The sequence below is a fragment of the Flavobacterium sp. SLB02 genome (genome assembly GCF_009664855.1).
Classification (GTDB): Bacteria; Bacteroidota; Bacteroidia; order Flavobacteriales; family Flavobacteriaceae; genus Flavobacterium.
Genome location: NZ_CP045928.1, coordinates 4880952 through 4905023, shown reverse-complemented (window position 1 = coordinate 4905023; position 24072 = coordinate 4880952). Strand labels below are relative to the sequence as shown.

Below are 24072 nucleotides of genomic sequence, written 5' to 3'. Positions count from 1 at the left end.
GGCGGTTTTTTTGCTTTTGTTTGTTTTGTAACATTTTGTTATTTTTTGTGAACCACCTTGTTTTGATTTTTATTATGTATACTTTTGCATAGTAAATTAGATTAATTCATACTAAAAATATAAAAATGAGAATAGCCGTTGTAGGTGCCACTGGTATGGTTGGCGAAATAATGCTTAAAGTTTTAGCAGAAAGAAATTTTCCTGTTACAGAATTAATTCCTGTTGCCTCTGAGAAGTCAATAGGAAAAGAAATTGAATATAAAGGTCAAAAATATAAAGTTGTAGGATTACAAACCGCTGTTGATTTAAAAGCTGATATTGCTGTTTTCTCTGCTGGAGGAGATACTTCATTAGAGTGGGCGCCAAAATTTGCTGCTGCTGGAACAACGGTTATTGATAACTCATCTGCATGGAGAATGGATCCGACAAAAAAATTAATCGTTCCGGAAATCAATGCTGATACTTTAACCAAAGAAGATAAAATTATTGCAAATCCAAACTGCTCTACTATTCAAATGGTATTGACTTTGGCTCCGTTACACAGAAAATACAACATCAAAAGAATCATTGTATCTACTTATCAATCGATCACCGGAACGGGTGTAAAAGCGGTAAGACAGTTAGAAAACGAGTACGCAGGAATTCAGGGAGAAATGGCTTATAAATATCCAATTCACAGAAATGCAATTCCACATTGCGATAGTTTCGAAGAAAACGGATACACTAAAGAAGAAATGAAATTAGTTCGTGAGACTCAAAAAATTCTTGGTGATAATACGATCAGAGTTACTGCAACTGCAGTTCGTGTACCAGTTGTGGGTGGACATAGTGAAGCGGTAAACGTTGAGTTTACAAATGATTTTGATGTAAACGAAGTTCGCGAAATTTTACACCATACAGATGGAGTAGTGGTACAGGATAATTTAGACACATTTACATACCCAATGCCATTATACGCCGAAGGTAAAAATGATGTTTTTGTAGGTAGAATTCGTCGTGACGAAAGCCAGCCAAATACATTAAACATGTGGATTGTTGCTGATAACTTGAGAAAAGGTGCTGCAACAAACACGATTCAAATTGCTGAGTATTTAATTCAGGCAGGTTTGGTATAAGCTAGAGATTAAAGAAAATTGTTATAAAGGAAAGACCGCGATTGCAGCAATGTAATTGCGGTTTTTTTTATTCAGTAAGTTTTAAAGATTGTAATTAAGAAGCAATACTTTTGTTTCAATCGTAAATTAGAAAAACTATGAGAACAGAGATTAGTCATTTTTGGTTGGGTAAATTCAAATTAGAAGAAGAATATTTTGATTTTGTGGGTGAAGATGAGGCATATTATGAAGATGATGATTACGAAGAGAAATACATATCTGAGTTTGCAAAATCTCAGGACGAGCATTTTTTAGATCATGATTTTATCGAAAGCGGATTTGAAAATGAAGCGATTTCTTTTGAAGAAAAATTTTTAAAATATTCTTATGCTAAGCAATGGATTGTTGAGGCAAAAGAAAGATTGATGAACTTAAATCAAAATTTAGAAGAGATAAATACCCTTGTATTTATTTCGAAAAATCAAATCAAAAACCCAGTTTCTATAATGAATTCTAAATTTGATTTATTATATATAGGAGAAATTGAATACAATATTTGAGTCACATCGACATCGTTTTATAATTATGTTATGTGTTTTATTTACAGTGAAACGACTTTTATACATTTTCAAAATATATGTTTCTATGTGTTAAAATAAAAGATAAAGATTGATGAAAAACGTATCTTAGCTATTATAAATACAAATAAAATGAACTTCGACAATTATAAAGTAATCCCGAATTACAAAACCCATAAAACCGACTTATTTCTTGCTGAAAACGAAGATATTCTGGCTTGCGAAAAGACTTTAAATATTGCTTTTGATGAAGATTACAAAGAGTATGTTTTGAATTACGGAAGCGGAATTCTTGGCGGAACCTACGTGCGTATCTATCTTCCTGAAACCATTGTACTAACGATGGATGAATGGAAAAACCGCATCACTGAATATTGGTTTTGGGATGAAGGAAAGGATGTTTTGACGAAAGACGAAGTTTTACATTCAATTAGAATTGGAGATACGTATGACGGAGATGAAGTTATTCTTTATAAAGGAGAATATTTCGTTTTGCCAAGACATAGCGAAATGATTTATAAAACAGGCAATACACTCGAAGAAACGATAGCCTGGTTGTGTTCGTCAGGAATATTGACCGAAGCATTTCCTGAAAGAGAATTTGAGCCTTTTGAACCAGGTGAACTTGCATAGGTTTCAAATAAAAAATTCCAAATCCCCAAGAGCAATTGCTAGTTGGAATTTGGAATTTTCAAAAAATTGTAATTTATTTTTTTAGTATTCAGGAGCTAATTCTAATTCTAATCCTTCTAACTCGGTAGTAATTGGAATCTGACAACCCAAACGGCTATTTGATTTAACGTAAAATGCTTCCGACAGCATGGCTTCTTCTTCATCTCCCATTTCAGGTAATGCAACATCATTAAGAACATAACACTGGCAAGAAGCACACATGGCCATTCCGCCGCAGGTTCCTTCAACAGGTAGTTCGTATGCTTTGCACAACTCCATTATATTCATTGCCATATCAGTTGGAGCTTGTAACTCGTGTATAACTCCTTCTCGATCTTTAATCTTTATTAATACATCCATTTTAATTATTTGGAATTTTACTGGTTAGGATTTTATAACGTGAAAAAATCCTTAATTACGTTAACTATTTTTTAAACTAAATGCGTATTCTTTTTTGCTTCCTTCTTTAGGGCGCATTTTCACGCCAAGGATGTTTCCATTTTTTTCTAGTATAGTAACAAAAGCAATTACAGAATAATAATCTTTATCTGATTGAAAGATCAGAGTGCCTTCGTAAGTAGAATTCATTACTCCTTGTTTGTCTGTTGTTACAGATACTTTTCTAGGATGTGCAAACTGTGCTGCACTGTAAGTTGCTTTGTTTGCAAATTTAGCCTTGCCATTACAGAAATCATATAAGAAATCATAATTGCCAATTCTTAGGCTGCCTTCCTCGTCACTTGCGTTAGTCGAAAATATAATCTGACCTGAGTATTTAAAGTCTGACCATTCTTCTGATTCGTTCAGCCAGGCTTTGTCAACAATTAGTGTTTGAGTAGTTTGCTGTGCATAATTCACAGAAACAAAAAATAATAATAAAAATAGAGCGTAATAATTCTTCATAAATTTAAGATTTTGGGGTTATGTGACAAATTTAAGTTAAATATGTAACAATTCCTTAACAAAAACTCTTAAATCTTTACGTTATTTTTTGCTGAATCCGCAATAAACGACTCTCTGGGCTATGTTTTTTTATCAATTCACAAAGCAAAACGCTCAAAGGGGTATTATTCTTGTTAATTTTTTAAATCAAAAAAGTGGAAGAAAATACGGTTTTTTATTACATTATATTTACCACAGTTTCTATTTGTGGAGCATATTTTTTTATTGTTGTTTCAACTCCTGCTTTTAGCGTCATTTGGTTTACACTACAGCTAATACATGCTCCTTCAAGACGAACTTTGACATGTTTGTCATCATCTATCGAAATTAGCGTAATGTCTCCTCCGTCAGAATTTAAAAAAGGCCTGATTTCGTCTAGAGCTAATAATACGTTGTTTGTTAATTCTTCTGTTGTCATAATATTAATGTGTCAATTAGAGAATTCGAGAATTAGATAATGCTTAAAGAAAATTTTAAATTATCTCAAGAGCATTATCTAATTGCCTCATTATCTCATTATCTAATTTATTTTTTAACTGCTGAACAACCTGCCATAGTTGTAATTTTAATGGCTTCTGTTGCAGGTAAAGTATCATTTCTGTTTACTACTTCCTGTACCACGTTTCTGGTGATTTCTTCAAAAACAGTTTCTATAACTGATGCTGTTTGCATTGCTGCAGGACGACCAAAATCTCCGGCTTCACGAATAGATTGTACAATTGGCACTTCGCCTAAAAACGGAACATCTAAATCTTCGGCAAGGTTTTTTGCCCCTTCTTGTCCAAAAATATAATATTTATTATCAGGCAATTCTTCAGGTGTAAAGTATGCCATATTTTCGATAATTCCCAAAACAGGAACATTGATGTTGTCCTGCATAAACATAGCAACTCCTTTTTTAGCATCGGCAAGAGCCACAGCCTGAGGAGTACTTACTACAACGGCACCAGTAATTGGTAATGATTGCATGATCGAAAGATGAATATCTCCCGTTCCCGGAGGTAAGTCGATTAACATAAAATCTAAATCGCCCCAATCTGCATCAAAAATCATTTGGTTCAGCGCTTTTGCAGCCATTGGACCTCTCCAGATTACGGCCTGACTTGGAGCTGTAAAGAAACCGATAGAAAGTATTTTGATATCATAACTTTCAACAGGTTTCATTTTTGATTTTCCGTCAACGTTAATCGAAATTGGTTTTTCGTTTTCAACATCAAACATAATTGGCATCGATGGCCCGTAAATATCTGCGTCAAGAATTCCAACATTAAAACCCATTTTAGCAAGCGTTACAGCAAGGTTTGCAGTAACAGTTGATTTTCCAACACCACCTTTACCAGAAGCAACGGCAATAATATTTTTGATTCCCGGAATAGCCTTTCCTTTTATTTCGTTAGGATTTTCCTTTGCTTCAACCTTAATGTTTACTTTGATTTTTGCTTCAGGAGATACCAATTCAAGAATTGTTTTTTTGATATCATCTTCGGCTCTTTTTTTAATGTGCATTGCAGGTGTGTGTAAAAGTAAATCTACCACAACTTCATCACCAAAAGTAATGACATTGGTAACAGCACCACTTTCAACCATATTTTTTCCTTCTCCCGCTATAGTGATTGTCTCTAGAGCTTTAAGAATTTCTTTTCTATCTAATTTCATTTTAATCTACTGTTTTCTATTGAAAGAAACCAATTTATGAATTGTGTTTATTTAAACTGATTTCAGACTACAAAGATAACAGATTATGTTCGGATTCAAACCCTTTTAAATTGTATTTATTGATATAGAGATTAGTCAAAATGATTCTGACGCTTTGTATTTGATTTCTTACAATACAATTAAAAAGAAAATTTCATCTAAGATGGCGTGTTAAGAATTCTTTTTTAGGTGAAAAACGTAAGATTTTTAAAATGAAAATGACTAAAATATCAATAATCTTAGCTATATTTGAGTACCCAAATTTATGATTCTCAACGTTTGAAAAGTATGTGAAAACTTGTTTTTGGATAAACTATGGGGTTTCGGTATTTTTTAAATAGGATTTCCTTTCTAATTTAAATCTAAGAAATATGCGAAACTTTACTTCTTTAATTGTACTTACTGCCGCTAGTTTTTTTATGTCTCCTTTCGAATCTTCTGCCAAAGAGACCAGCGTGAAAAATAAAAAGACGGAATTTGAAAATGTTTTTGCATTCAGCAAATATGTTTCAAAAGTTACTGTTGATGCTGAATCAATTAATCAGTTTTATAAAAAATATCCCAAATTAAAAAAATACCAAAATGATGTTCTGGATCTTTATAAAAAGAAAGAATATCATCTGATCTGGTACGATGATAAAAGTGTTAGCGAATTTGGAGCACTATTGTATCATAAAGTTCAACTGTTAAACGATCAGGGAATAAAGGCGACTATGCCGTATATGGACTTGGTAGATGACGTTTTTAATGAAAATGTTACTGCTGATTTACCTCAAATCGATACAGAACTTTTATTATCGAATATGTATGTGTTTTATGCCAGTAATGTTTATTCGGGTGTTGATCCTGCAACTTTAAAGAAAATCGGATGGTTTTTGCCTGCCAAAACGATTTCGTATGTAAAGATTTTAGATTCGCTAATGGTTGATCCGGACAGACTAAATAAAGACGAAAACCTTTTATACGGCCAATATTATAAGTTAAAGTCAATGCTGAAAAAATATCGAACCATTGAAAAAAATAATCTATGGACAAATATTGATATCGATGCAGCTAATTACAAAGACCTGAAACCGTTTGATAGTGGTGTTGCAGTAAAACAAATAAGACAGCGTTTGTTTGTGATAGGAGATTTGGCACAAGATTCTAAAAGTCAGGTTTATGACGAAGAGATGATGGCAGGTGTTTTAAAATATAAAAAAAGATACGGACTTAAACTCAACTATGCTCTTACCAAAGAACATATCGACCAAATGAATGAACCTATTGGTAACCGCATTAAAACGATAATGCTAAACATGGAACGTTGTCGATGGATACCAACGCAATTGGCACAGGCAAGTGAATATGTAATGGTTAATATTCCGTCGTTTAAACTGGTTTATGTTAAAAATGGTAAGTACGAATTAGTGTCTGATGTTTTTGTTGGAACAAGAATGACCGAAACCGTAATTTTTAGCGGTAATATGGACAGGATTGTTTTTAGTCCGTATTGGTATGTGCCACAGAGTATTATTAAAAATGAATTAAAGCTAAAAATGGCAGAAGATAAAAACTATCTGGCCGATCATGATATGGAATGGAATGGAGGGAATGTGAGACAAAAACCAGGGCCTAAAAACTCTCTGGGACTGGTGAAATTTATGTTTCCAAACCCAAATGATATTTATTTGCATGACACGCCGGCCAAAAGTTTATTTGAGTTCGAAAAACGTATTTTTAGCCATGGATGCATCAATGTAAAAGAAGCAAAAGGTTTGGCTCTTGCAATCTTAAAAGATGATCCGGACTGGCCTGTTGATAAAATAGATCAGGCGATGAGTGGCGAAAAGGAAACGACTTGCAAGCTTAAAACTAAAATCCCTATATATATAGGTTATTTTACTGCCTGGGTAAGCGATGACGGAGAAATTGGCTTTTATCCTGACGTATACGACAGAGATCCTCAATTGGATAAATTATTGTATTCGGACTCTGTAGCTGCAAAATAAAGATATCTATTCAGGTTTTATATTTTAATATTTAATCAAAGAAACCCGCCAAATTGCTAAAATCTGGCGGGTTTCTTTAAAAAAAATGGTCTACAAGCTTATTCGTATTTTAAATATTTCAGGATATCTATTCTAGTAACCTGATAGGCTTTTGTTAAAACAATAATCAAAGTTAATACCAATAGAGAAATCAACGCAACACTAAAAGGAGCAACCGAAATATTGACTCTAAAGGCAAAATCCTCGAGCCATTTTTGAAGCAAAATGTAAGCGGGTATAATACCAATTACAAATCCCATTAAGCAAAAAACAACATATTGTTTTGAAAGTTCTTTTAGCAAAGCATCAGTTTCTGCACCCAATGTTTTTCTAATCGCAATTTCTTTTAATCTTCTCTCCATAGAAAAAGAAGCCAGAGCAAATAATCCAAAAACGGCAATGATGATTACAACAAGGTTTAAAATGAAAAATAAATTCTTTTGTTTTACTTGTTCCTGATAGGTTTTGGCAAAATCTTTATTTACAAACTCATAGGAAAACGGAAAATCCTGATTGATATTTTTTTCCCAATAAGATTTTAGTTTGGCTAAAGTCTCGGTCAAATTATCAGGAGAAACTTTTACATAAATATTGTCAAAGTTGTTCCATTTTAATGTTTTAAGATTAATAAAAACCATTGGTGGAACTTCATCTTGTAATCCAGTTATATTAAAATCTTTAACAACACCCACTATTTTAAATTTTAAGTTTCCTTTTTCATTTCCCCAACCGGAACTTATTATGGTATTTATAGGATTTTTGAGCCCTAATTTTTTTACCATCGTTTCGTTTATTAACCAGTTGCTTACAGTGTCTGAGGCATATTGTGGAGATAAATCACGGCCTTTAACAATCTTGATTTTCATCATATCAAGAAAACCAAAATCCATCTCTATATTTCGGGGTTGTACAAAAATACCATTGTACGTAAGTCCTGAACTTGATTTGCTACTGTTTCCAAAAGATCCTGCAAAAGTAGAAGCGTCTATAACCCCCGACATTTTTAGGATTTCTTGTTTGGTAACATGATACTTTTCATTTTTTTTAGCATAATCCTGATAATTAAACGGAATCCTGATAATCTGATTTCCGCTAAAACCAAGGTCTTTATTCATCATATAATTTACCTGTGAGTTTACAATTAAAGCGCCTATGATAAAAAATGCCGCAATACCAAACTGAAAAATCAACATCGAATTTCGAATCCAGATTCCGCTTTTACTTCTGGAGAAATTGCCTTTTAAAACTTTTAAGGTTTCAAAATTTGAGATATAAATGGCGGGAAATATACCTGCAAGAAGGATCACTAATCCAAATATAAAAATAAGCTGCAGATAAAATTCACTGCCATTCATAGTTAGGGATTTCTGTAAAAAGTTGTTGTAATAAGGTAGTGAAAGTTCTACTATTGCTAAGGCAAAAAGAATAGCCAAAGTCACAATTATGGCTGTTTCAAATATAAACTGAAGTGTAATTTGCTTTTTGGTAGCGCCTACAATTTTACGAACCCCAACTTCCTTAGCACGTTTTATGGCAGAGGCTGTTGCCAGATTGATGTAGTTTACTAAAGATAAGGTTAGAATCAAAATAGACAAACCAACCATAATATACAGCAATTGCAAATTCCCTTTTCCTTCAGGGAAATTTTTTCCTTGTGAAGATTTTGTGCTATGCAGGCGAGCTTCGTCTAATCGATCCAAAATAACGCTTATTTCACCATTTTCTTTTACATATTGTTCAGGAGTCTGACCATTTGCTTTTGCATCTTTTAGAGTTCTATTGACATAGTTTACGTTTTGCATTTTCTTTAAAAGAGTATTTACATCAGTCCCTTTTTTAGCTTTAATTAATAAACCATAACTAAAATTTCCCCACTGATCCACATCACTTTCACGCACTACTCCTCCAAACACAAAATTAGGTTCAACAGAAGAAGGTCGTATAACTTTGTAAACTGATTTTACAATATAATCTTTGTTATTATAATTAAGTGTTTGACCTATTGGATCTTCACTTTTGAAAATTTGTTTGGCTGTTTCTTCAGAAATAGCAACACTGTTGTTTTCTTTTAGAATATTTGTTTTGGCACCTTTTACAATTGGAAAAAGGAAAATATCAAAAAAACCATTGTCTGCTACGGTTATTTTTTTATCAAATATTTTTTGGCCTTTATATTTTACCAAACCATCACTATACCAGGAGTAAAAGAAGCTGATTTGTTCAATTTCGGGGATGGTTTCCTTACAGGTTTTTCCAAATGGTATCGTGCTTGAAGACCATGTATCTCCAGTTGAGCCAATTTTATTTAAAACCTGATACACATTTTCTTTCTCGGGATTCCATTGATCGTAGGCGTTTTCGTTGTTCCAATATAAAATGGCAAAAATTACACCGGCAATTCCAATGCTTAATCCCATGACATTTAAAAACGAAAACAGTTTGTTTTGCTTTAAATGATATATAAATATTTTAAACCAGTTAAAAATCATGATAGTTTTTTTATAGTTATTACAGTTGCTTTTTAATGTAACCTAACAGGCTTTTAAACCTGTTAGATTTTTATATCATTGCCAATATTTTGCAAACAAATCCCACCAGGATTAAGATTGCGGTTACAATAAATTTGATCATTTTATATTTATTTAGCGTCCATAAAAACATCAACATTTCTCTGATTTAATTTTTCAGAAAATATAACACCATCTTTCATATGAATCGTTCTTTGCGAGAATGAAGCATCATAATCAGAGTGTGTAACCATCAAAATAGTGGCACCTTTAGCATGCAGATCCGTTAAAAGTTCCATTACTTCATTACCATTTTTACTATCCAGATTACCGGTTGGCTCATCGGCCAGAATAATTTTAGGATCGTTTACCAAAGCTCTTGCAACAGCAACCCTTTGTTGTTGACCTCCGGAAAGTTGTTGCGGATAATGTTTTAATCGGTGCGAAATATTCAGTTTCTCAGCAATCGCTTCGATTTTTTGTTTTCTTTCTGAGGCTTTTACGTTATTATAAAGCAAAGGCAATTCGATATTATCATAAACTGAAAGTTCATCTATAAGGTTGAAGTTTTGAAAAATAAAACCAATATTTTCTTTACGAACAATAGCTCTTCCTTTCTCTTTTAAACCCACCATTTCCTGATCTAATAACTTATAATTTCCGCCATCTGCACTGTCCAAAAGTCCAATTATATTGAGTAAAGTCGATTTTCCGCAACCAGAAGGCCCCATGATAGTAAGGAAATCTCCTTTTTTAATTTCTAAAGTAATGCCGCTTAAAGCTGAAGTTTCTACTTCTTCGGTTCTAAAAACTTTGGTTAAATTTTGAATTGTTATCATAGTTTTGAAATTTTAGATGTTATTGATTGTTTTTTGATTGATGAATTTTGATTGATGATTGAAACTTTACTAATTATTAATTATGAATTGTAAACTGAGACCGAGACTGCGACTGAAACCTGAAAACCGTTACTGAGAACTAATCGATAATTCCTCGATATCTTTATAATCCGTATAAGATGAGGTAATCACAGATTCTCCTTCTTTTAAACCTTCCAGTACTTCATAATATGGAGGGTTTTCTCTTCCTAGTTTTATATTTCTTCTAACCGCTTTATTTCCTTTTACTACAAAGATCCATTTTCCTGCGGTTTCCTGATTAAAGCTTCCTTTCTGGATGACAAGAGTTTTATTTTTCTCTGATAAAATTAGCTTCACGCCAAAACTAAGTCCGTCTTGTAATGCAATAACATCTTTAGAGGTGAAAGCCAGTTCTACTATAAAATGTCCGCCTTTTACTTCCGGTATTACTTTAGTTACTAAAACTTCAAGGTTTTTTCCTTTAAATTCTACCTGACCTTTCAAACCTTCGCGTATTTTTTCAAGATAAAATTCATCTACATCGGCAGTCAATTTATAACCTTGTTTAGAATCTATTTTTCCGATGCTTTCGCCAGCCTGAAATGTTTTTCCTAAAACGGGTTGAAACGAAGTCAATCGACCGGACTCAGGAGCGATAATCAGGAAATTCTTTTTATTGTTTCTTAAAATATCCAAACTTTTTTCCATGGTTTGAATTGAATGATTGATTTGCGAAATCTGAATTTGATTCGTTTGTTTTTCTTTTTGAATACTTTGCTGAATCGTTCTTTTTCGTTCTTCCTGAAAACGTAAACTTTCCTTAAAAGTATTCCAGTCATTTTTAGAGATTACCTCTTTTTCATATAATCGGGCATTCATGTCATATAATCGTTTGGCATCATTATAATCGTGTTCGATTAAAACCAAATCTTTATTTAGGTTTAATTCCTGATTTCTAATGTTTAGCTTTCCGGTATTCAAATTGTTGATTTGTTCAATAATTGCTGTTTCCTGAGTCAGGTAATTCAATTCGGTATTTGGGTTGTACAAACGTGCCAACGATTGCCCTTTGGTAACCATAGCACCATTTTCGACAAAAATCTCTTTTACAGATCCTCCTTCTGTAACATTTACAAGCATCACATTCAAAGGTTCTACCTTGGCCTGAAAAACAACAAAATCTTCAAAAAAAGCTTTTTCAACTTTCTGGATACTTAATTCTTCTGCTTTTACATTTAAACTTCTTTTAGTGTTAAACGAAAAAAAGACGATTGCTGCCAAAACTAAAAAAACTCCAATTGCTATTGTCAGATATCTAAATTTTCTATTTTTACGAGGAATTACTTTGTCCATTTCTTTAATAATTTGCTGATTACCAATAGGTAAATACTGTGCCATAAAAATTATTATTTGTAAAGTATTGATTTTAAAGAAGCTTTAAAAACCATTTAAAAAAGAAGTGTTCGATAATGAACAGTTGACCGTTCGTTATCGAACAAAAAAAGACATCATGCGAAAAAAACAAGCCCAAATATTAATCGTCGACGATCAGGAAGAAATTCTTTTTTCGGCAAAAATGATTCTCAAAAAACATTTTGAAACCATTTTTACAGAAAATAGTCCAAAAAAAATCATCTCTATTTTAAGTGAAAATGAAATAAATGTGGTTTTATTAGACATGAATTATAGAATTGGTTTCGAAGATGGGCGGGAAGGGATTCATTGGCTCAAAGAAATTAAAACACTTTCGCCACAAACTGTCGTGATTTTGATGACCGCTTTTGGTAAAATTGATACTGCAGTTGAAGGAATAAAAATTGGTGCTTTTGATTATGTTCTAAAACCGTGGAATAACGAAAAACTGCTGGAAATAATTGATAAGGCTGTTGCCGAAAGCCGACAGAACAGCAAAAAAGTGGTAGAAGAAAAGCCCGCGAAAAACTATTTTGTTGGAAGTTCGCTTAAAATAAAACAGGCCTATTCTATTGCCGAAAGAGTTGCCAGAACAGATGCTAATGTTTTGATTCTGGGCGAAAACGGAACCGGGAAATATGTTTTTGCAGAGTTTATTCACCTGAATTCAGAACGAAAACCACAGCCATTTGTACATGTTGATTTAGGATCTTTGAGTGATAATTTATTCGAAAGTGAACTTTTTGGTTATGCAAAAGGCGCTTTTACAGATGCTAAAACCGATACGGCAGGAAGATTTGAAATAGCTTCCGGCGGAACTATTTTTCTGGATGAAATAGGTAATATTCCGTTGCATTTACAATCGAAACTATTACACGTTTTGCAAACCAAAACCGTTACCCGTTTAGGAGAAAGTAAGGCAAGGCCTTTGAATGTTCGAGTAATTGCGGCCACAAACAGTGATATAAAAGCTGAGGTTAAAAACAAAACGTTCCGCGAAGATTTGCTGTATCGCATCAATACAATGGAAATTCATTTGCCTTCGTTACGCGAACGAAAAGATGATATTGTACCAATGGCGCATTTTATCCTGGATAAGATTGCCGAAAAATACAATCAGGAAAACTGGCATTTTGAAGAGAATGTAGCACCCTATTTAGAAAAATATCCGTGGAAAGGAAACATTCGTGAACTGGAAAACAAAATAGAACGCGCTTTGATTTTGGCCGATAACAATACCATTTCTGTAATGAATCTCGATATTTTAGATTTCGAAGAAATTCAGGAAAACGATGAGAATCCGTTATCCGAAATGGAAAAAAGTGCCATCGAAAAAGCGCTTTTCAAATACAACGGAAACATCAGTAAAACAGCTGAAGAACTGGGTTTGTCAAGAGCCGCGTTGTATAGAAGAATCGAGAAATATGACTTGAAAAATTAATTTTACCGCAAAGCACGCAAGGTATTTTTTGGGTTTATTTGTAATTGGTTTTATTAAGTTCACAAAGCTGTTTCTAGCGAACTTTGCGTAAACCTTTGCGAACCTTGCGGTTAAATCTTCAGCTACATATACCAATAAAAAATTAAAATAATGAAAAACTGGAAGTTCTATAATGCTTTGTTTATAAGGGTTCTCTTTATTATGATTCCCTTTTTCTTTTGCGTTTTCCTGATTAATAAAACGCTTTATTACAATGCAATTTTGATTGGGTTTTTTATAATCTTACTGTTGTTTGAGATGTATTTTTATATCAAAAAACATTCTTTGTTTTATGATAAAATATTGCTTTCGATTTTGCAGAAAGATTTTTCGACCAATTTTCCGGAAGAGTATAAGGAGCAGAAATTTAATAACTTATATCTTTTATATAATACTTTAAAATACCAGCAGCAAGAGCAGACTTCAAAAGAATTGGTTTATCAGTCGATTTTGAATAATATAGATACAGCGACTTTAATTCTTGAAAAAGAAAACGATGACTGGAATGTTTTTTTAATGAACGATTGTTTTTCCGGTTTATTTAAAGTGCCAAAAGTAAGTCATTGGAAATACCTTAAAAATTATTTGCCATCACTTTGCAATGAAATTGAGCAAACAGAATTTTCAGAATTAAAATCGGCAATTTCGATTAAGATAGAAGAACAGGATTTGCAGACTTTTATGCTGCAAACGTCCTATACAAAAACGTACGAAAAAGAATATTTCATTATTTTATTGGATAGTATTCAACGCGTTATTGAGAAAAAGGAAAAAGAAGCCTGGATTAATCTGATGAAAATCATCTCGCATGAATTGATGAATTCCTTAACTCCAATTCGGGCGCTTTCGCAGAATTTACTTCAGATTGTCGATCAGGAAAAACTCGAAGAAGATGATTTTGACGATATCAAAAGCAGTATTTCGACGATTATCAATCGAAGTGACCATTTGCAGGTATTTGTCGAAAATTACCGAAAACTCGCCATGCTTCCGACTCCAACAAAACAAATGACCCCAATAAATTTACTTTTAGAGGATTGCATGCGCATCATGGGGCCAATTTTGAAAGCGGAGAATATCGAATTGGTCAACGAAATTAGCAGCCCAAGATCTATTTTGATCGATAAAAGTCAGATTGAACAAGTGATTATTAATCTCATTACGAATAGTGTTTATGCCCTAAAAGAAAAGACAGAAAAGAAAATGTTCTTGTCCAGTTATACGGAGAATAATCGCTTTTTTATCACCATTTCAGACAACGGAAAAGGAATCGACCAAGAGATTCGGGAAAAAGTATTTCTACCGTTTTTCACCACCAGAAAAGATGGCGCCGGAATTGGTTTAACACTTTCTAAAAACATCATCGAAGCGCACGGCGGTTACTTAAGTTACCAAACCGATGAGGATAAAACAAGTTTTGTGATTTGTTTGATTTAGATTTTTTTGAACCATATAAGTGATATAAGTTCATATTAAGCAATTATGCATAAAGATCTCGGAAAGTTCGCGAAGCTGTTTGTATTAATCTCGCAAAGTCGCAGAGTTGCAAAGAAAAACTTAAAAAATAGAACTTAGCGGCTTTACGACTTAGCGCGATTAAATGACAAAGTAAATCAAGACAATACTTTTAAATGAACTTATATCACTTATATGTTGGAAATCTCAGGCGTCCAAAAGTGTTTCTCGAAATCTATAATTTGATTATTTACGACTTCAATTCCTTCGCTTTCCAGTAGTTGCTGCATTAAATTAGTTCCATCAAAATGATGTTTTCCGGTTAAGAGACCTTTTCGGTTTACAACTCGGTGAGCCGGAATGTCTTCCATGTTATGGCAGGCATTCATTGCCCAGCCTACCATTCGTGCAGAACGAGCGGTTCCCAATGCTTTCGCAATAGCGCCATAAGAAGTTACTTTCCCGTACGGAATTTGTCTGGCGATCGCATAGACCCTTTCAAAAAAATTATCTTCAGCCATACGTTTAAATTATTTTTACCATTAAGATATTAAGGTTCATAAAGTCAAAGCTTAACTTTTATTGAAAAATAATTAAGAAAGTGAAGTTTTACAAGTAGTGCTTAATTTTCTTAATCTCTTAATGGTTCAATTTTATAAAACCTAAATTTTAATCTTTGAGAATACTTTTACCCGAAATAGTAATTCAGAATATTAAAAAGTGTTGCAAGGGCAATTAGACCTGTGATGCTTCCTATAATCGTATTCATGTTTCGCATCAGGTAATCGGTTTTCTTTTCGATTCTTCCAAAGAAACCAATGTAGCTGTACAAAGCCGCAAACGAACCCAAAACAGATCCGAATACAAAAGTAAAAATAATGTTGTTTTCGAATGCAAAAAGTTGATAAGAAGCCAGCGTAACACTCACCACAACATAATATGGAATAGGGAAGAAGTTCAAACCAGACAATAGCATTCCCAGAAAGAAACGGCTTTTTTTGCTGCTCTTTTTAATCTTCGATTTCTTGGCTTTTGGCTCTTTTGCAATAAACAAAAAGTAAATCGTAAGAATAGAAAAAATAGCAAATCCAACCTCACGCAATAATGTTACTACATCAGGACGATTGTCGATTACCTGCGCAAATAAAACGGCTAAAGAAACCTGAAAAAAGATCACTAAAACTGCGCCGGCAACAAACCATAAAGCGTTCTTTTTTCCCTCTTTCATGTTCACTTTCGCGGCCGTCATATTGATTAATCCTGGCGGAATAATCCCAATGAAAGCGGCAATAAAACCTGAAAGTAATGGGGTAAGTAATGCCATTCAGTTATTTAATGGGTTGGTAAAAACGTTCTTAAAATTAAATTAGTCTTTAATTTTAAAGCGAATATACGTAATTGCCTTGTTAATTTCTAAATATTGTTTCTCGTAAAAAGTCTGAAAAGCAGTAACTTCCTCAGGACTTCCTTCGTTTGTATAAACATTATGGTTCGCGTATAAAACCTCATGTCCCTCACCGTGAAGCAATCCAAGAGTATAACCGTGCATGAATTCACTATCGGTTTTAAGGTTGACAACACCGTCTTTTTTAAGGATTTTTTTATACAATTTCAAAAACTCAGAGTTGGTCATTCTGTGTTTTGTTCTTTTGTACTTGATTTGCGGATCCGGAAAAGTAATCCAGATTTCATCCACTTCATTTTCGTTAAAAATATGGTCGATCAATTCGATTTGAGTACGAATAAAAGCAACATTATGAAGTCCGGTTTCTACAGCAGTTTTTGCACCTCTCCAGAAACGCGCTCCTTTGATATCGATTCCGATAAAATTTTTGTCAGGATATCTTTCTGCTAATCCAACAGAATATTCTCCTTTTCCACATCCTAATTCTAAAACTAATGGATTATCATTTTTAAAGAAATCAGAGTTCCATTTCCCTTTCAGAGGCATTAAATCGCCTACAACTTCTTCTCTGGTTGGTTGAAAAACGTTTTGAAACGTTTCGTTTTCTCTGAATCTTTTTAGTTTATTTTTACTTCCCACTTTTACAAAAATTTTCAGCAAAATTAAGGAATATAAACGAATGAAAATAGCGCAAATATGTATTAAAGTTTTTTAGCCACGAATTGGACGAATTGGCACTAATTTTTTTGCCTCTCCCGATAGCTATCGGGAGAGGCAAAAAAATTACCCGTAATGCGCCTCAGTAATAGGTTTTAATTTAGGATCAAGTGTTTCGTCGTGTTGCGATAAATCCAATCCAATATGTTCGTTTTCTTCAGAAACACGTAATGGAATTATAAAGTTGGTTACTTTAAACAAGAAATAAGCACCGAAGAAAGTAAAGATCGAAACCAAAACCAACGCCATCATATGGTGACCAAAAACATTCCAGCCTCCGTGAAGTAAACTTGCATCTTCGCCGTGAGCAAAAATGGCGGTTAGAATCATTCCCATAATTCCGCCAACACCATGACAGGCAAAAACGTCAAGCGTATCATCAAACCTTTTTGAGAAACGACAATTTACAACCGAGTTAGAAACCAAAGCCGTGATGAAGCCAAAAAACATACTTTCAGGAACCGAAACAAATCCTGCAGCAGGAGTTATGGCAACTAAACCGACAACAGCCCCAATACAAGCGCCAAGAGCCGAAACTTTTCTTCCGTTCATGCGGTCAAAGAAAACCCAGGTTAACATCGCAGCGGCAGATGAAGTTGTGGTTGTGGCAAAAGCCATTGCAGCAGTTCCATTAGCAGCAAGAGCAGAACCCGCGTTGAACCCAAACCATCCAAACCATAACATTCCCGTTCCTAATAATACAAACGGAATATTGGTTGGTATATGATCACTATTTTTTCTTTTACCTAAAACCAGAACCCCTGCCAAAGCAGCAAATCCTGAACTCATATGCACTACTGTTCCTCCGGCGAAATCTTTCACACCAAAATAACTTCCTAAAACACCCGTAGGATACCAAACCGAATGGCACAAAGGCGCATAAATAAAAATGGTAAACAAACTGATGAATAGTAAATACGATATAAAACGAACGCGTTCTGCAAACGAACCCGTAATAATGGCCGGAGCAATAATCGCAAATTTCATTTGAAACAAAGCAAACAACATAAACGGAATCGTATTGGCCAATTGTTTATGAGGCAAAACGCCCACATAATCCATAAAAGCAAAAGTCGTTGGATTACCAAAGAAACTATAAAAATGTTCTCCCGAACCAAAACCTATAGGATCGCCAAAAGCAAGACTAAAGCCCACTACAACCCATAAAAGCGTTACAACGCCCAAACAAATAAAACTTTGCAACATGGTCGAAATCACATTTTTTCTGCCTACCATTCCTCCGTAGAAAAAAGATAATCCCGGCGTCATGATCAAAACCAGACAACAAGAGGTCAACATCCAGGCAACATCGGCAGGAACAATATTGTCCGTGGTGCCAAATTCAGATAATACGTAACTATTTTCAGTAACAGTTGGCCAAAATGCGCCAGTAATACAAACTATACTTATAATAATAAAGGAAATGATCCAGCGTTTTTCTATTTTCATTTTTCAAATACTTTATTGAGCCCTATTTTTTTTGGGGTCAAAGTTAAAAAAAAATAAAGATTTTGATTTTCAGGGCTAATAAAATAGAGGGCGATCTTTTATTTTAGTCAATTTTGTAAAATTCGATCCATTTTTTTGAGAGTATCTTATTTTGCACTTCTAATTTACGGATAAAATTGCCAATTGTATTATAATTAATTTGATATACGGCGCTATAAAGCACTAGAAAAGTTAGGATTATAATAAGAAAGTTCGAAATTGTTTATTTTTTCTGAAGCTTCGTGATCAACACGTCTTCGATTGGCGCTTTTATCTTAGTCACCGCATCCACTTCGTCGTTAGGGATTGTCATCGATAACACATAATGCTGAATCTTCCATTCTTTCCCCACTTTAACCAAAACGCCCGAACCGCGACAAATTTTCATCTGCGTATTCAGCAATTCATCAAACCAGGCAATTTTTCCTGATTTATCAAAAAAGATATGACGTTCCAGGACGGTAAAATTCCAGGTTGTTCCTTTATCAAAAAATGGTTTTGCCCAAACTTTAAAGTCCTTTTTAGTCCAGTTTTCGGTAGCATCGGTTCCAATAAAAATTCCGTCTTCAGCAATTAAATCAAAGTACGCGTCAAATTTCACATCACCAGCAGCCTTATGCCATGCATCGATAGTTTGATTGACTTTGTCTTTCTCAGAAGTTTGTGCATTTGCAAAAGTCGCAACGAATAATAAAAGTAGAATTGATTTTTTCATGGTGTATGTTGTATTTGGATTTAAAGTTAGTAAAAATTTTTTCAGAGGTACAAAGTTACATAGGTTCAAAGGAACAGAGTTTTTTGTTGGGCGAATTTAATCTCGCAATCCCGATAGCTATCGGGATCAGAGTCGCAAAGTTTTTATTTTAAAGCCACAGATTAAAAAGATTCAAATTGATTTAGTTTCGCTCAGATGATAACAGATTAAATTTACAAATCTTCAGCTACCATCTGCTTAAATCTTTTAAATCTGCGTGAAACAAAAATGTTGCGCCTTCGCGAAATTCTCAACGCTGAAATTAAAAAACTTAAAACAAATCCCACCAAGTCAAAGAAAAACCAAAAACTTTGCGACTCTGCGCCTTTGCGAGATTAAATGAAAAAGCAATACAAATCTTATATTACTTATATGGTGAAATCTTACTATATTTGAGAGCTTAAAAATCTACATCATGAATCCAAAAATACTTATCACTTCAATATTTGTTACTTCTCTGATTTTTACCTCTTGCAAGAAAGAACTGGAACCACAGGAAAATACACCAACATCTGAATTGGTCAAACTAGGACTGGCAAAAGACACCACAAAAACACAGCAATCGGTAGTTCAAAATCCGGCGGCGAATCCTAATACCGTAATGGGGGCAACGCAAGGAATAAATCCCGCACACGGACAACCCGGACATCGTTGCGATATTGCCGTTGGCGCACCTTTAAATTCAGCTCCAACACAGCAAGTACAAACAACAAATACGCAAACTGCACAGCCGGTACAAGTAAACGCAGGCCAACAACAAGTAGTAACTACAACTGCAACTCCGGTAAAAGTAGCGAAAGGAATGAACCCGCCACACGGACAACCCGGCCACAGATGTGATATTCCGGTTGGATCGCCTCTAAATTCTCCTGTAGCAAAACAACCTGCTGCGAATACTGCCCAAAGCGGAACCACATCGCAAAACTTTACCGTTACGCCACCACCTGCAAACAATGCAGTTCCGGCCTTATTAAGCACCGAAGAAACAGCAGTAGCAGACGGAATGAATCCTGCACACGGAAAACCCGGACATCGCTGCGATATCGCCGTTGGAGCTCCGTTGCCAAAATCATGATATTTACGTCAATAATAATCTGGGCGTGTCACCAATAAAAAAAGGGGCCAACTTTGCAAATCGCTTAGTCGGCCCCTTTTCTTATTGCTGTCGGGCTTTCACTGCTACTGCGGTAGCTTACTCTATCCCTCACGCGAAACAGTTTTCAGTCTCAGTTTTCAGTGTATTCTTGTCATCAGAGCGAAGTCGAAATGTCATTTTAATATAATATACGTTCCAATTTTCCGTAGAGACGCACAGCAGTGTGTCTAACATTTTTAAACACAATCCCTTTGCGATCTCAAAGCAAAAGCATAATTCACAAAACTTTGTGACCTTTGCGTAATCCTTTGCGGTAAAATTTTCCTTTATTCAATTTCAAAAATCGCCTGAATTTCTACCGCCGAATTAATCGGTAACGAAGCCGCACCAATAGTTGCTCTGGCATGTTTTCCTTTTTCGCCAAAAACCAAAGCCGTCAAATTCGAAGCCGAATTCATAAGTCCTGCATGTTGCGTATATTCCGGAGTCGTATTAAAATATCCTGTTAGCTGCACACATTGTTTTACTTTGTTCAAATCGCCTCCGCAAGCTTCTTTCAAAACCGCAATGACATTCAGCATCGTTTGGTACGTTGCTTCCTTCGCCTGATCTTCTGTAACCGTTGCGCCAACTTTACCCGGATTTAAAATCTTTCCCTCTTTCAACGCCACCTGATTAATGTATACTTTATGATCTGAGATCGTAAACGGAACATAATTTCCAACCGGTTTAGGCGCTTCAGGAAGTACAATATTATTGTCTTTTAAAGTTTTGTTGATGTCGCTTTTAGTTTCAGCCGAAGTGGTTTTTACAGATTTTATATTTTCCGTATTTTTCAATCCCGAAGCCACTCTTGCCAAATCCTTTCCTTGTTCTTTAGCCAAATTCAATTCGCTTTGCGACGGACGAGTTCCCGTTGATCCTGCTAATGAAGTAGCGCCAAAAGGCGTATTTCCCTGCGGAACAGTTTTATCTAAAGTAGCCGTTCCCCTAATTCCCGTTGGTACAATCACCATTCCGTGTGAGGCAAGGATATTCCAGAAAGATAAAATCGCAGCTTCTTTTCCTGCCCCAGATCCTGCCGACATGAATACAGTTGCCGGTTTTCCTTCTAAAGTTCTAGATGTCCAAAGCGGGATACTCTGGCTGAAAAAGTAATTCATATCAGCACTAATATTCGCAAAATGAACCGGACTTCCAAAAGCGATTCCGTCATAATTGGCCAATTCTTCAATTGTAGCAACAGGTAATTTCTCTACTTCAGCATTTAGTTTCTCTTTTGTATTTATCGAAGGAACACGTTTTAAAGTCGCTTTTGTATTTGGATATTCCTGAATTCCTTCGGCAATTGCTTTTGCCATTTTGTACGTTCCGCCGTTTTGAGAATAAATCAAAACCAACACATTGGTTTCAGATGATTTTGTTTGTGCATGGGCACCAAAACCTATAAATATGGCTATTAATAATACAAGTAATTGCTTTTTCATGAGGGTAATTTTAAATAATTTGTAATGGATAATCTCAATTAAGAAGCCTGTTTTATTTTAAAAATCAAGTTCCTTTTTTGGGATTGCAAAATTACTTCTTACAATACCAAAAAGCGTTATTATTATGTTAATCGTGTTTTTCTTTGCATTGTTTATTGTCGATCTGCTAGAAGATTACGAGTGTTTGAAACTTTTAAAATGGGCTGAAGGCCCTAAGAGCAGGAGCGTAGTGCAACGCACTACGAATTAAATCAAAGCAAAAAATTGCCCTGAAAGGGCCAAAGCAAATAGACAATATAGATTCAAATAAAATAGGTATTTTTCAGAAAACATCTTCTAAAATAAGAGAAACTATTCCCTTTAAATTAGGCTTTTGCCCTTACAGGGTTTAAAACAACAATAGGTTTTCATTCATAGTGCTTCGCACCATGCTATTGCTAAGGCTCTTTCAGAGCAAAAGGTTTCGAACAATTAGAAATTAGAAAATAAAAGCTGCAACCCGAACGATAGTGAAAAGGCGAAGCAAATCTGGGTGAAAAATATTTAAACACATAGAAGATAGAATCAAAAATGAACAAAAGAGATTTAAATTGGCGCAGAGCTATGTGTGTTTAAAAAGAAGAGAGAAACGTTGTATGTTTATAGCTCCAGCGGAGCGACATATTTATAGAAAATTAAAAACAACACCCAACAGAACCCCATCGGGGTAATATATTGAATCACGCTAAAAAGTATATGCCGCTCCGCTGGAGCTTTAAATTAAAAATTATACGTTTGTTTTCCGCCACGAAATCACGAATTATTGTTCTTATAAAAATTCGTGAATTCGTGGCGATTTTTTTTATCATTAACTATGCTTAAATGATGCGTCCGCGTATAAAAATATTAAAAAAATAAAATCTGCAGAATCTGCGAAATCTGCGTGAAAAATATTTAAACACATAGAAACATAGGATCAAAAATGAACAAAATAGACTTAAATACAAATCAAGATTTGACACATAGCTATGTGCATTTAAACAAATGAAATGTCTTTTTTTAAAGCTTGCAAAATCTATGTATCTATGTGTTTAAAAAACTCAATCTAAAAAGTTAACTATTAATTTTCTAACTTCGAGGAAACAAATCGCCTTATGATGAAAAAAGCAATTGTATACGGAGCAAGCGGGTTAGTAGGATCTTATATTCTCGAAACGTTGTTGAATAATGCCAATTACAAGCAAGTAATAATCGTAGTCAGAAAAGATCTAAACATTCAGCATCCAAAACTAAAAACAATAATAGGAGATTTCAATTCCTTGCCCGAAGTGGTAAAAGACATTGCAGTGGATGAAGTTTTTATAGCACTCGGAACCACGCAAAAGAAAACACATGATAAAAAACTATACTATCAAATCGATCATGATTATCCGGTATTAGCAGCTAAACTAGCCAAAGAGAACGGAGCGAAAGCCGTATTCCTGGTTTCGGCTATTGGAGCAAATGCAAAGTCGTCAATATTTTATACCAAAATGAAAGGTGAAACCGAACAGGATATTATCAATCTGAATTTAGATCACACCTATATCTTTCGTCCTTCGATGATTTTAGGAGATAGAAAAGAAAGCCGGCCGTTGGAAAAAGTATTCATTGGGATATTCAAATTCATAAATCCTTTGTTTATGGGAGAAATGAGTAAATATAAAGGAATAGAAGCAGCCGATATCGCCAAAGCAATGGTCAATAGTGCAGGAGAACTCAACGAGAAAGTCAAAATATTGCATTGGGAAGAAATGACCAGTTTGCTGAAATAAAAAATGGCATTATCCTGATTAGAGATAATGCCATTTGCATTTGATATATATAAATTAAAACGATTTCTGTTTTTCGAAAGTCGTAGTAAGTGATTTTTTTGCTTTGGCAAGAGCACCGCTAAACGCTTTTTCAAGTGTATCCGAGTGATCTGTTACGGTTAAGGGTTGTAAATTGGCTACACGAACTTCAATCACGCATTTTTTATCGTTTAAGCTGAATTTTTCTCCGTTTTCATCTCCAAAATGTACTTCAATGCGGGTTATTTTTTCTTCAAAACGGGCTAAACCTTTTTCTAATTCTTCAGAAAAATAAGTTGCTAATCTTTCGTGTCCTTCGATGTTCTTGTCGGTATTGATTTGAATTTTCATATCGGTTTATTTTTAATGATTATTCTCAAAGCTATCTTTTTTAGAATGAAAAGCCAAGTGAGTTAATAAAACATTATGAAAAAATGTTGGAAAATTTCAAGGCCTTTTTTTGTCAGATTTGACGATTAATGCTTATTTTAGGAATAGTGTCAATATATATTTAAACTTCAAGTTTCAAAAACTCTTCGACTTCGCTCAGAGTGACAAATCCTTGTCGAGTTTCTTGTGTGATTGCTT

The 24072-nt window shown here is 34.4% G+C and carries 22 protein-coding genes; 8 read left to right on the top strand and 14 right to left on the bottom strand.

The window, feature by feature from the left end; translation table 11 throughout:
• The first annotated feature begins 125 nt into the window (after window positions 1-125).
• The 3 genes from GIY83_RS18300 to GIY83_RS18290 all read left to right on the top strand — a co-directional run bounded on the left by GIY83_RS18300 (window position 126) and on the right by GIY83_RS18290 (window position 2305).
• Window positions 126-1115 (top strand): aspartate-semialdehyde dehydrogenase, encoded by a 990-nt coding sequence (locus GIY83_RS18300; RefSeq protein ID WP_055097402.1) that lies wholly within the window; start codon window positions 126-128, stop codon window positions 1113-1115.
• Between the two features lie 137 nt (window positions 1116-1252).
• On the top strand, window positions 1253-1654 hold the full coding sequence (locus GIY83_RS18295; protein ID WP_194615257.1) for an immunity 22 family protein: 402 nt from the start codon (window positions 1253-1255) through the stop codon (window positions 1652-1654).
• Between the two features lie 150 nt (window positions 1655-1804).
• A complete protein-coding gene (locus GIY83_RS18290) occupies window positions 1805-2305 on the top strand; it encodes an SMI1/KNR4 family protein (protein WP_194615258.1) in 501 nt (166 codons plus the stop codon).
• A gap of 81 nt (window positions 2306-2386) precedes the next feature.
• Here GIY83_RS18290 and GIY83_RS18285 read toward each other — a convergent pair whose 3' ends face one another.
• The 4 genes from GIY83_RS18285 to GIY83_RS18270 all read right to left on the bottom strand — a co-directional run bounded on the left by GIY83_RS18285 (window position 2387) and on the right by GIY83_RS18270 (window position 4942).
• Entirely contained in the window at window positions 2387-2704 is a 318-nt protein-coding gene (locus GIY83_RS18285) for a 2Fe-2S iron-sulfur cluster-binding protein (RefSeq protein ID WP_026982672.1), read from the bottom strand.
• Window positions 2705-2764: 60 nt separating this feature from the next.
• The gene (locus tag GIY83_RS18280; protein WP_194615259.1) at window positions 2765-3247 is read right to left on the bottom strand and encodes a hypothetical protein; all 483 of its coding nucleotides are present in this window, start codon (window positions 3245-3247) and stop codon (window positions 2765-2767) included.
• Between the two features lie 217 nt (window positions 3248-3464).
• The gene (locus tag GIY83_RS18275; protein WP_055097397.1) at window positions 3465-3704 is read right to left on the bottom strand and encodes a NifU family protein; all 240 of its coding nucleotides are present in this window, start codon (window positions 3702-3704) and stop codon (window positions 3465-3467) included.
• A 107-nt stretch (window positions 3705-3811) separates the two neighbouring features.
• Window positions 3812-4942: an Mrp/NBP35 family ATP-binding protein gene (locus tag GIY83_RS18270; protein ID WP_194615260.1), complete on the bottom strand. Its 1131-nt coding sequence runs from the start codon at window positions 4940-4942 to the stop codon at window positions 3812-3814.
• Between the two features lie 410 nt (window positions 4943-5352).
• Here GIY83_RS18270 and GIY83_RS18265 point away from each other — a divergent pair, with 410 nt between their 5' ends.
• A complete protein-coding gene (locus tag GIY83_RS18265) occupies window positions 5353-6972 on the top strand; it encodes a murein L,D-transpeptidase (RefSeq protein ID WP_194615261.1) in 1620 nt (539 codons plus the stop codon).
• A 98-nt stretch (window positions 6973-7070) separates the two neighbouring features.
• Here the strand turns inward: GIY83_RS18265 and GIY83_RS18260 are convergent, their stop codons facing one another.
• The 3 genes from GIY83_RS18260 to GIY83_RS18250 form a co-directional block, all read right to left on the bottom strand.
• Window positions 7071-9500: an ABC transporter permease gene (locus GIY83_RS18260; RefSeq protein ID WP_208682760.1), complete on the bottom strand. Its 2430-nt coding sequence runs from the start codon at window positions 9498-9500 to the stop codon at window positions 7071-7073.
• A 149-nt stretch (window positions 9501-9649) separates the two neighbouring features.
• The gene (locus tag GIY83_RS18255; protein ID WP_194615263.1) at window positions 9650-10357 is read right to left on the bottom strand and encodes an ABC transporter ATP-binding protein; all 708 of its coding nucleotides are present in this window, start codon (window positions 10355-10357) and stop codon (window positions 9650-9652) included.
• Window positions 10358-10486: 129 nt separating this feature from the next.
• Window positions 10487-11731, bottom strand: coding sequence for an efflux RND transporter periplasmic adaptor subunit (locus tag GIY83_RS18250; protein WP_208687224.1), 1245 nt, complete (start codon window positions 11729-11731; stop codon window positions 10487-10489).
• Window positions 11732-11888: 157 nt separating this feature from the next.
• Between GIY83_RS18250 and GIY83_RS18245 the strand changes: the two genes are divergently transcribed.
• Both GIY83_RS18245 and GIY83_RS18240 read left to right on the top strand, forming a co-directional pair.
• Window positions 11889-13232: a sigma-54 dependent transcriptional regulator gene (locus GIY83_RS18245; protein WP_194615264.1), complete on the top strand. Its 1344-nt coding sequence runs from the start codon at window positions 11889-11891 to the stop codon at window positions 13230-13232.
• A gap of 150 nt (window positions 13233-13382) precedes the next feature.
• Window positions 13383-14708, top strand: coding sequence for a PAS domain-containing sensor histidine kinase (locus GIY83_RS18240; RefSeq protein ID WP_194615265.1), 1326 nt, complete (start codon window positions 13383-13385; stop codon window positions 14706-14708).
• A gap of 209 nt (window positions 14709-14917) precedes the next feature.
• Here the strand turns inward: GIY83_RS18240 and GIY83_RS18235 are convergent, their stop codons facing one another.
• The 5 genes from GIY83_RS18235 to GIY83_RS18215 all read right to left on the bottom strand — a co-directional run bounded on the left by GIY83_RS18235 (window position 14918) and on the right by GIY83_RS18215 (window position 19051).
• Window positions 14918-15247, bottom strand: a complete 330-nt coding sequence (locus tag GIY83_RS18235) for an MGMT family protein (protein WP_194615266.1) — start codon at window positions 15245-15247, stop codon at window positions 14918-14920.
• 167 nt (window positions 15248-15414) lie between these two features.
• Window positions 15415-16050, bottom strand: a complete 636-nt coding sequence (locus GIY83_RS18230; RefSeq protein ID WP_194615267.1) for a LysE family transporter — start codon at window positions 16048-16050, stop codon at window positions 15415-15417.
• A gap of 42 nt (window positions 16051-16092) precedes the next feature.
• The gene (trmB, locus tag GIY83_RS18225) at window positions 16093-16770 is read right to left on the bottom strand and encodes a tRNA (guanosine(46)-N7)-methyltransferase TrmB (protein ID WP_026982683.1); all 678 of its coding nucleotides are present in this window, start codon (window positions 16768-16770) and stop codon (window positions 16093-16095) included.
• Between the two features lie 144 nt (window positions 16771-16914).
• Complete coding sequence (locus GIY83_RS18220) at window positions 16915-18297, bottom strand: ammonium transporter (RefSeq protein WP_194615268.1); 1383 nt, start codon at window positions 18295-18297, stop codon at window positions 16915-16917.
• A gap of 262 nt (window positions 18298-18559) precedes the next feature.
• Window positions 18560-19051, bottom strand: coding sequence for a nuclear transport factor 2 family protein (locus tag GIY83_RS18215; protein ID WP_194615269.1), 492 nt, complete (start codon window positions 19049-19051; stop codon window positions 18560-18562).
• Between the two features lie 454 nt (window positions 19052-19505).
• On the opposite strand from GIY83_RS18215, the gene GIY83_RS18210 reads away from it, so the two are divergent.
• Window positions 19506-20165, top strand: a complete 660-nt coding sequence (locus GIY83_RS18210) for a hypothetical protein (RefSeq protein WP_208682758.1) — start codon at window positions 19506-19508, stop codon at window positions 20163-20165.
• 347 nt (window positions 20166-20512) lie between these two features.
• Here GIY83_RS18210 and wrbA read toward each other — a convergent pair whose 3' ends face one another.
• A complete protein-coding gene (gene wrbA, locus GIY83_RS18205; protein WP_208682756.1) occupies window positions 20513-21673 on the bottom strand; it encodes an NAD(P)H:quinone oxidoreductase in 1161 nt (386 codons plus the stop codon).
• A gap of 1133 nt (window positions 21674-22806) precedes the next feature.
• On the opposite strand from wrbA, the gene GIY83_RS18200 reads away from it, so the two are divergent.
• The gene (locus GIY83_RS18200) at window positions 22807-23466 is read left to right on the top strand and encodes an oxidoreductase (protein ID WP_229029131.1); all 660 of its coding nucleotides are present in this window, start codon (window positions 22807-22809) and stop codon (window positions 23464-23466) included.
• Between the two features lie 54 nt (window positions 23467-23520).
• On the opposite strand, the gene GIY83_RS18195 is transcribed toward GIY83_RS18200, so the two are convergent.
• Window positions 23521-23835, bottom strand: coding sequence for an HPF/RaiA family ribosome-associated protein (locus tag GIY83_RS18195; protein ID WP_194615273.1), 315 nt, complete (start codon window positions 23833-23835; stop codon window positions 23521-23523).
• Window positions 23836-24072 lie beyond the last annotated feature (237 nt).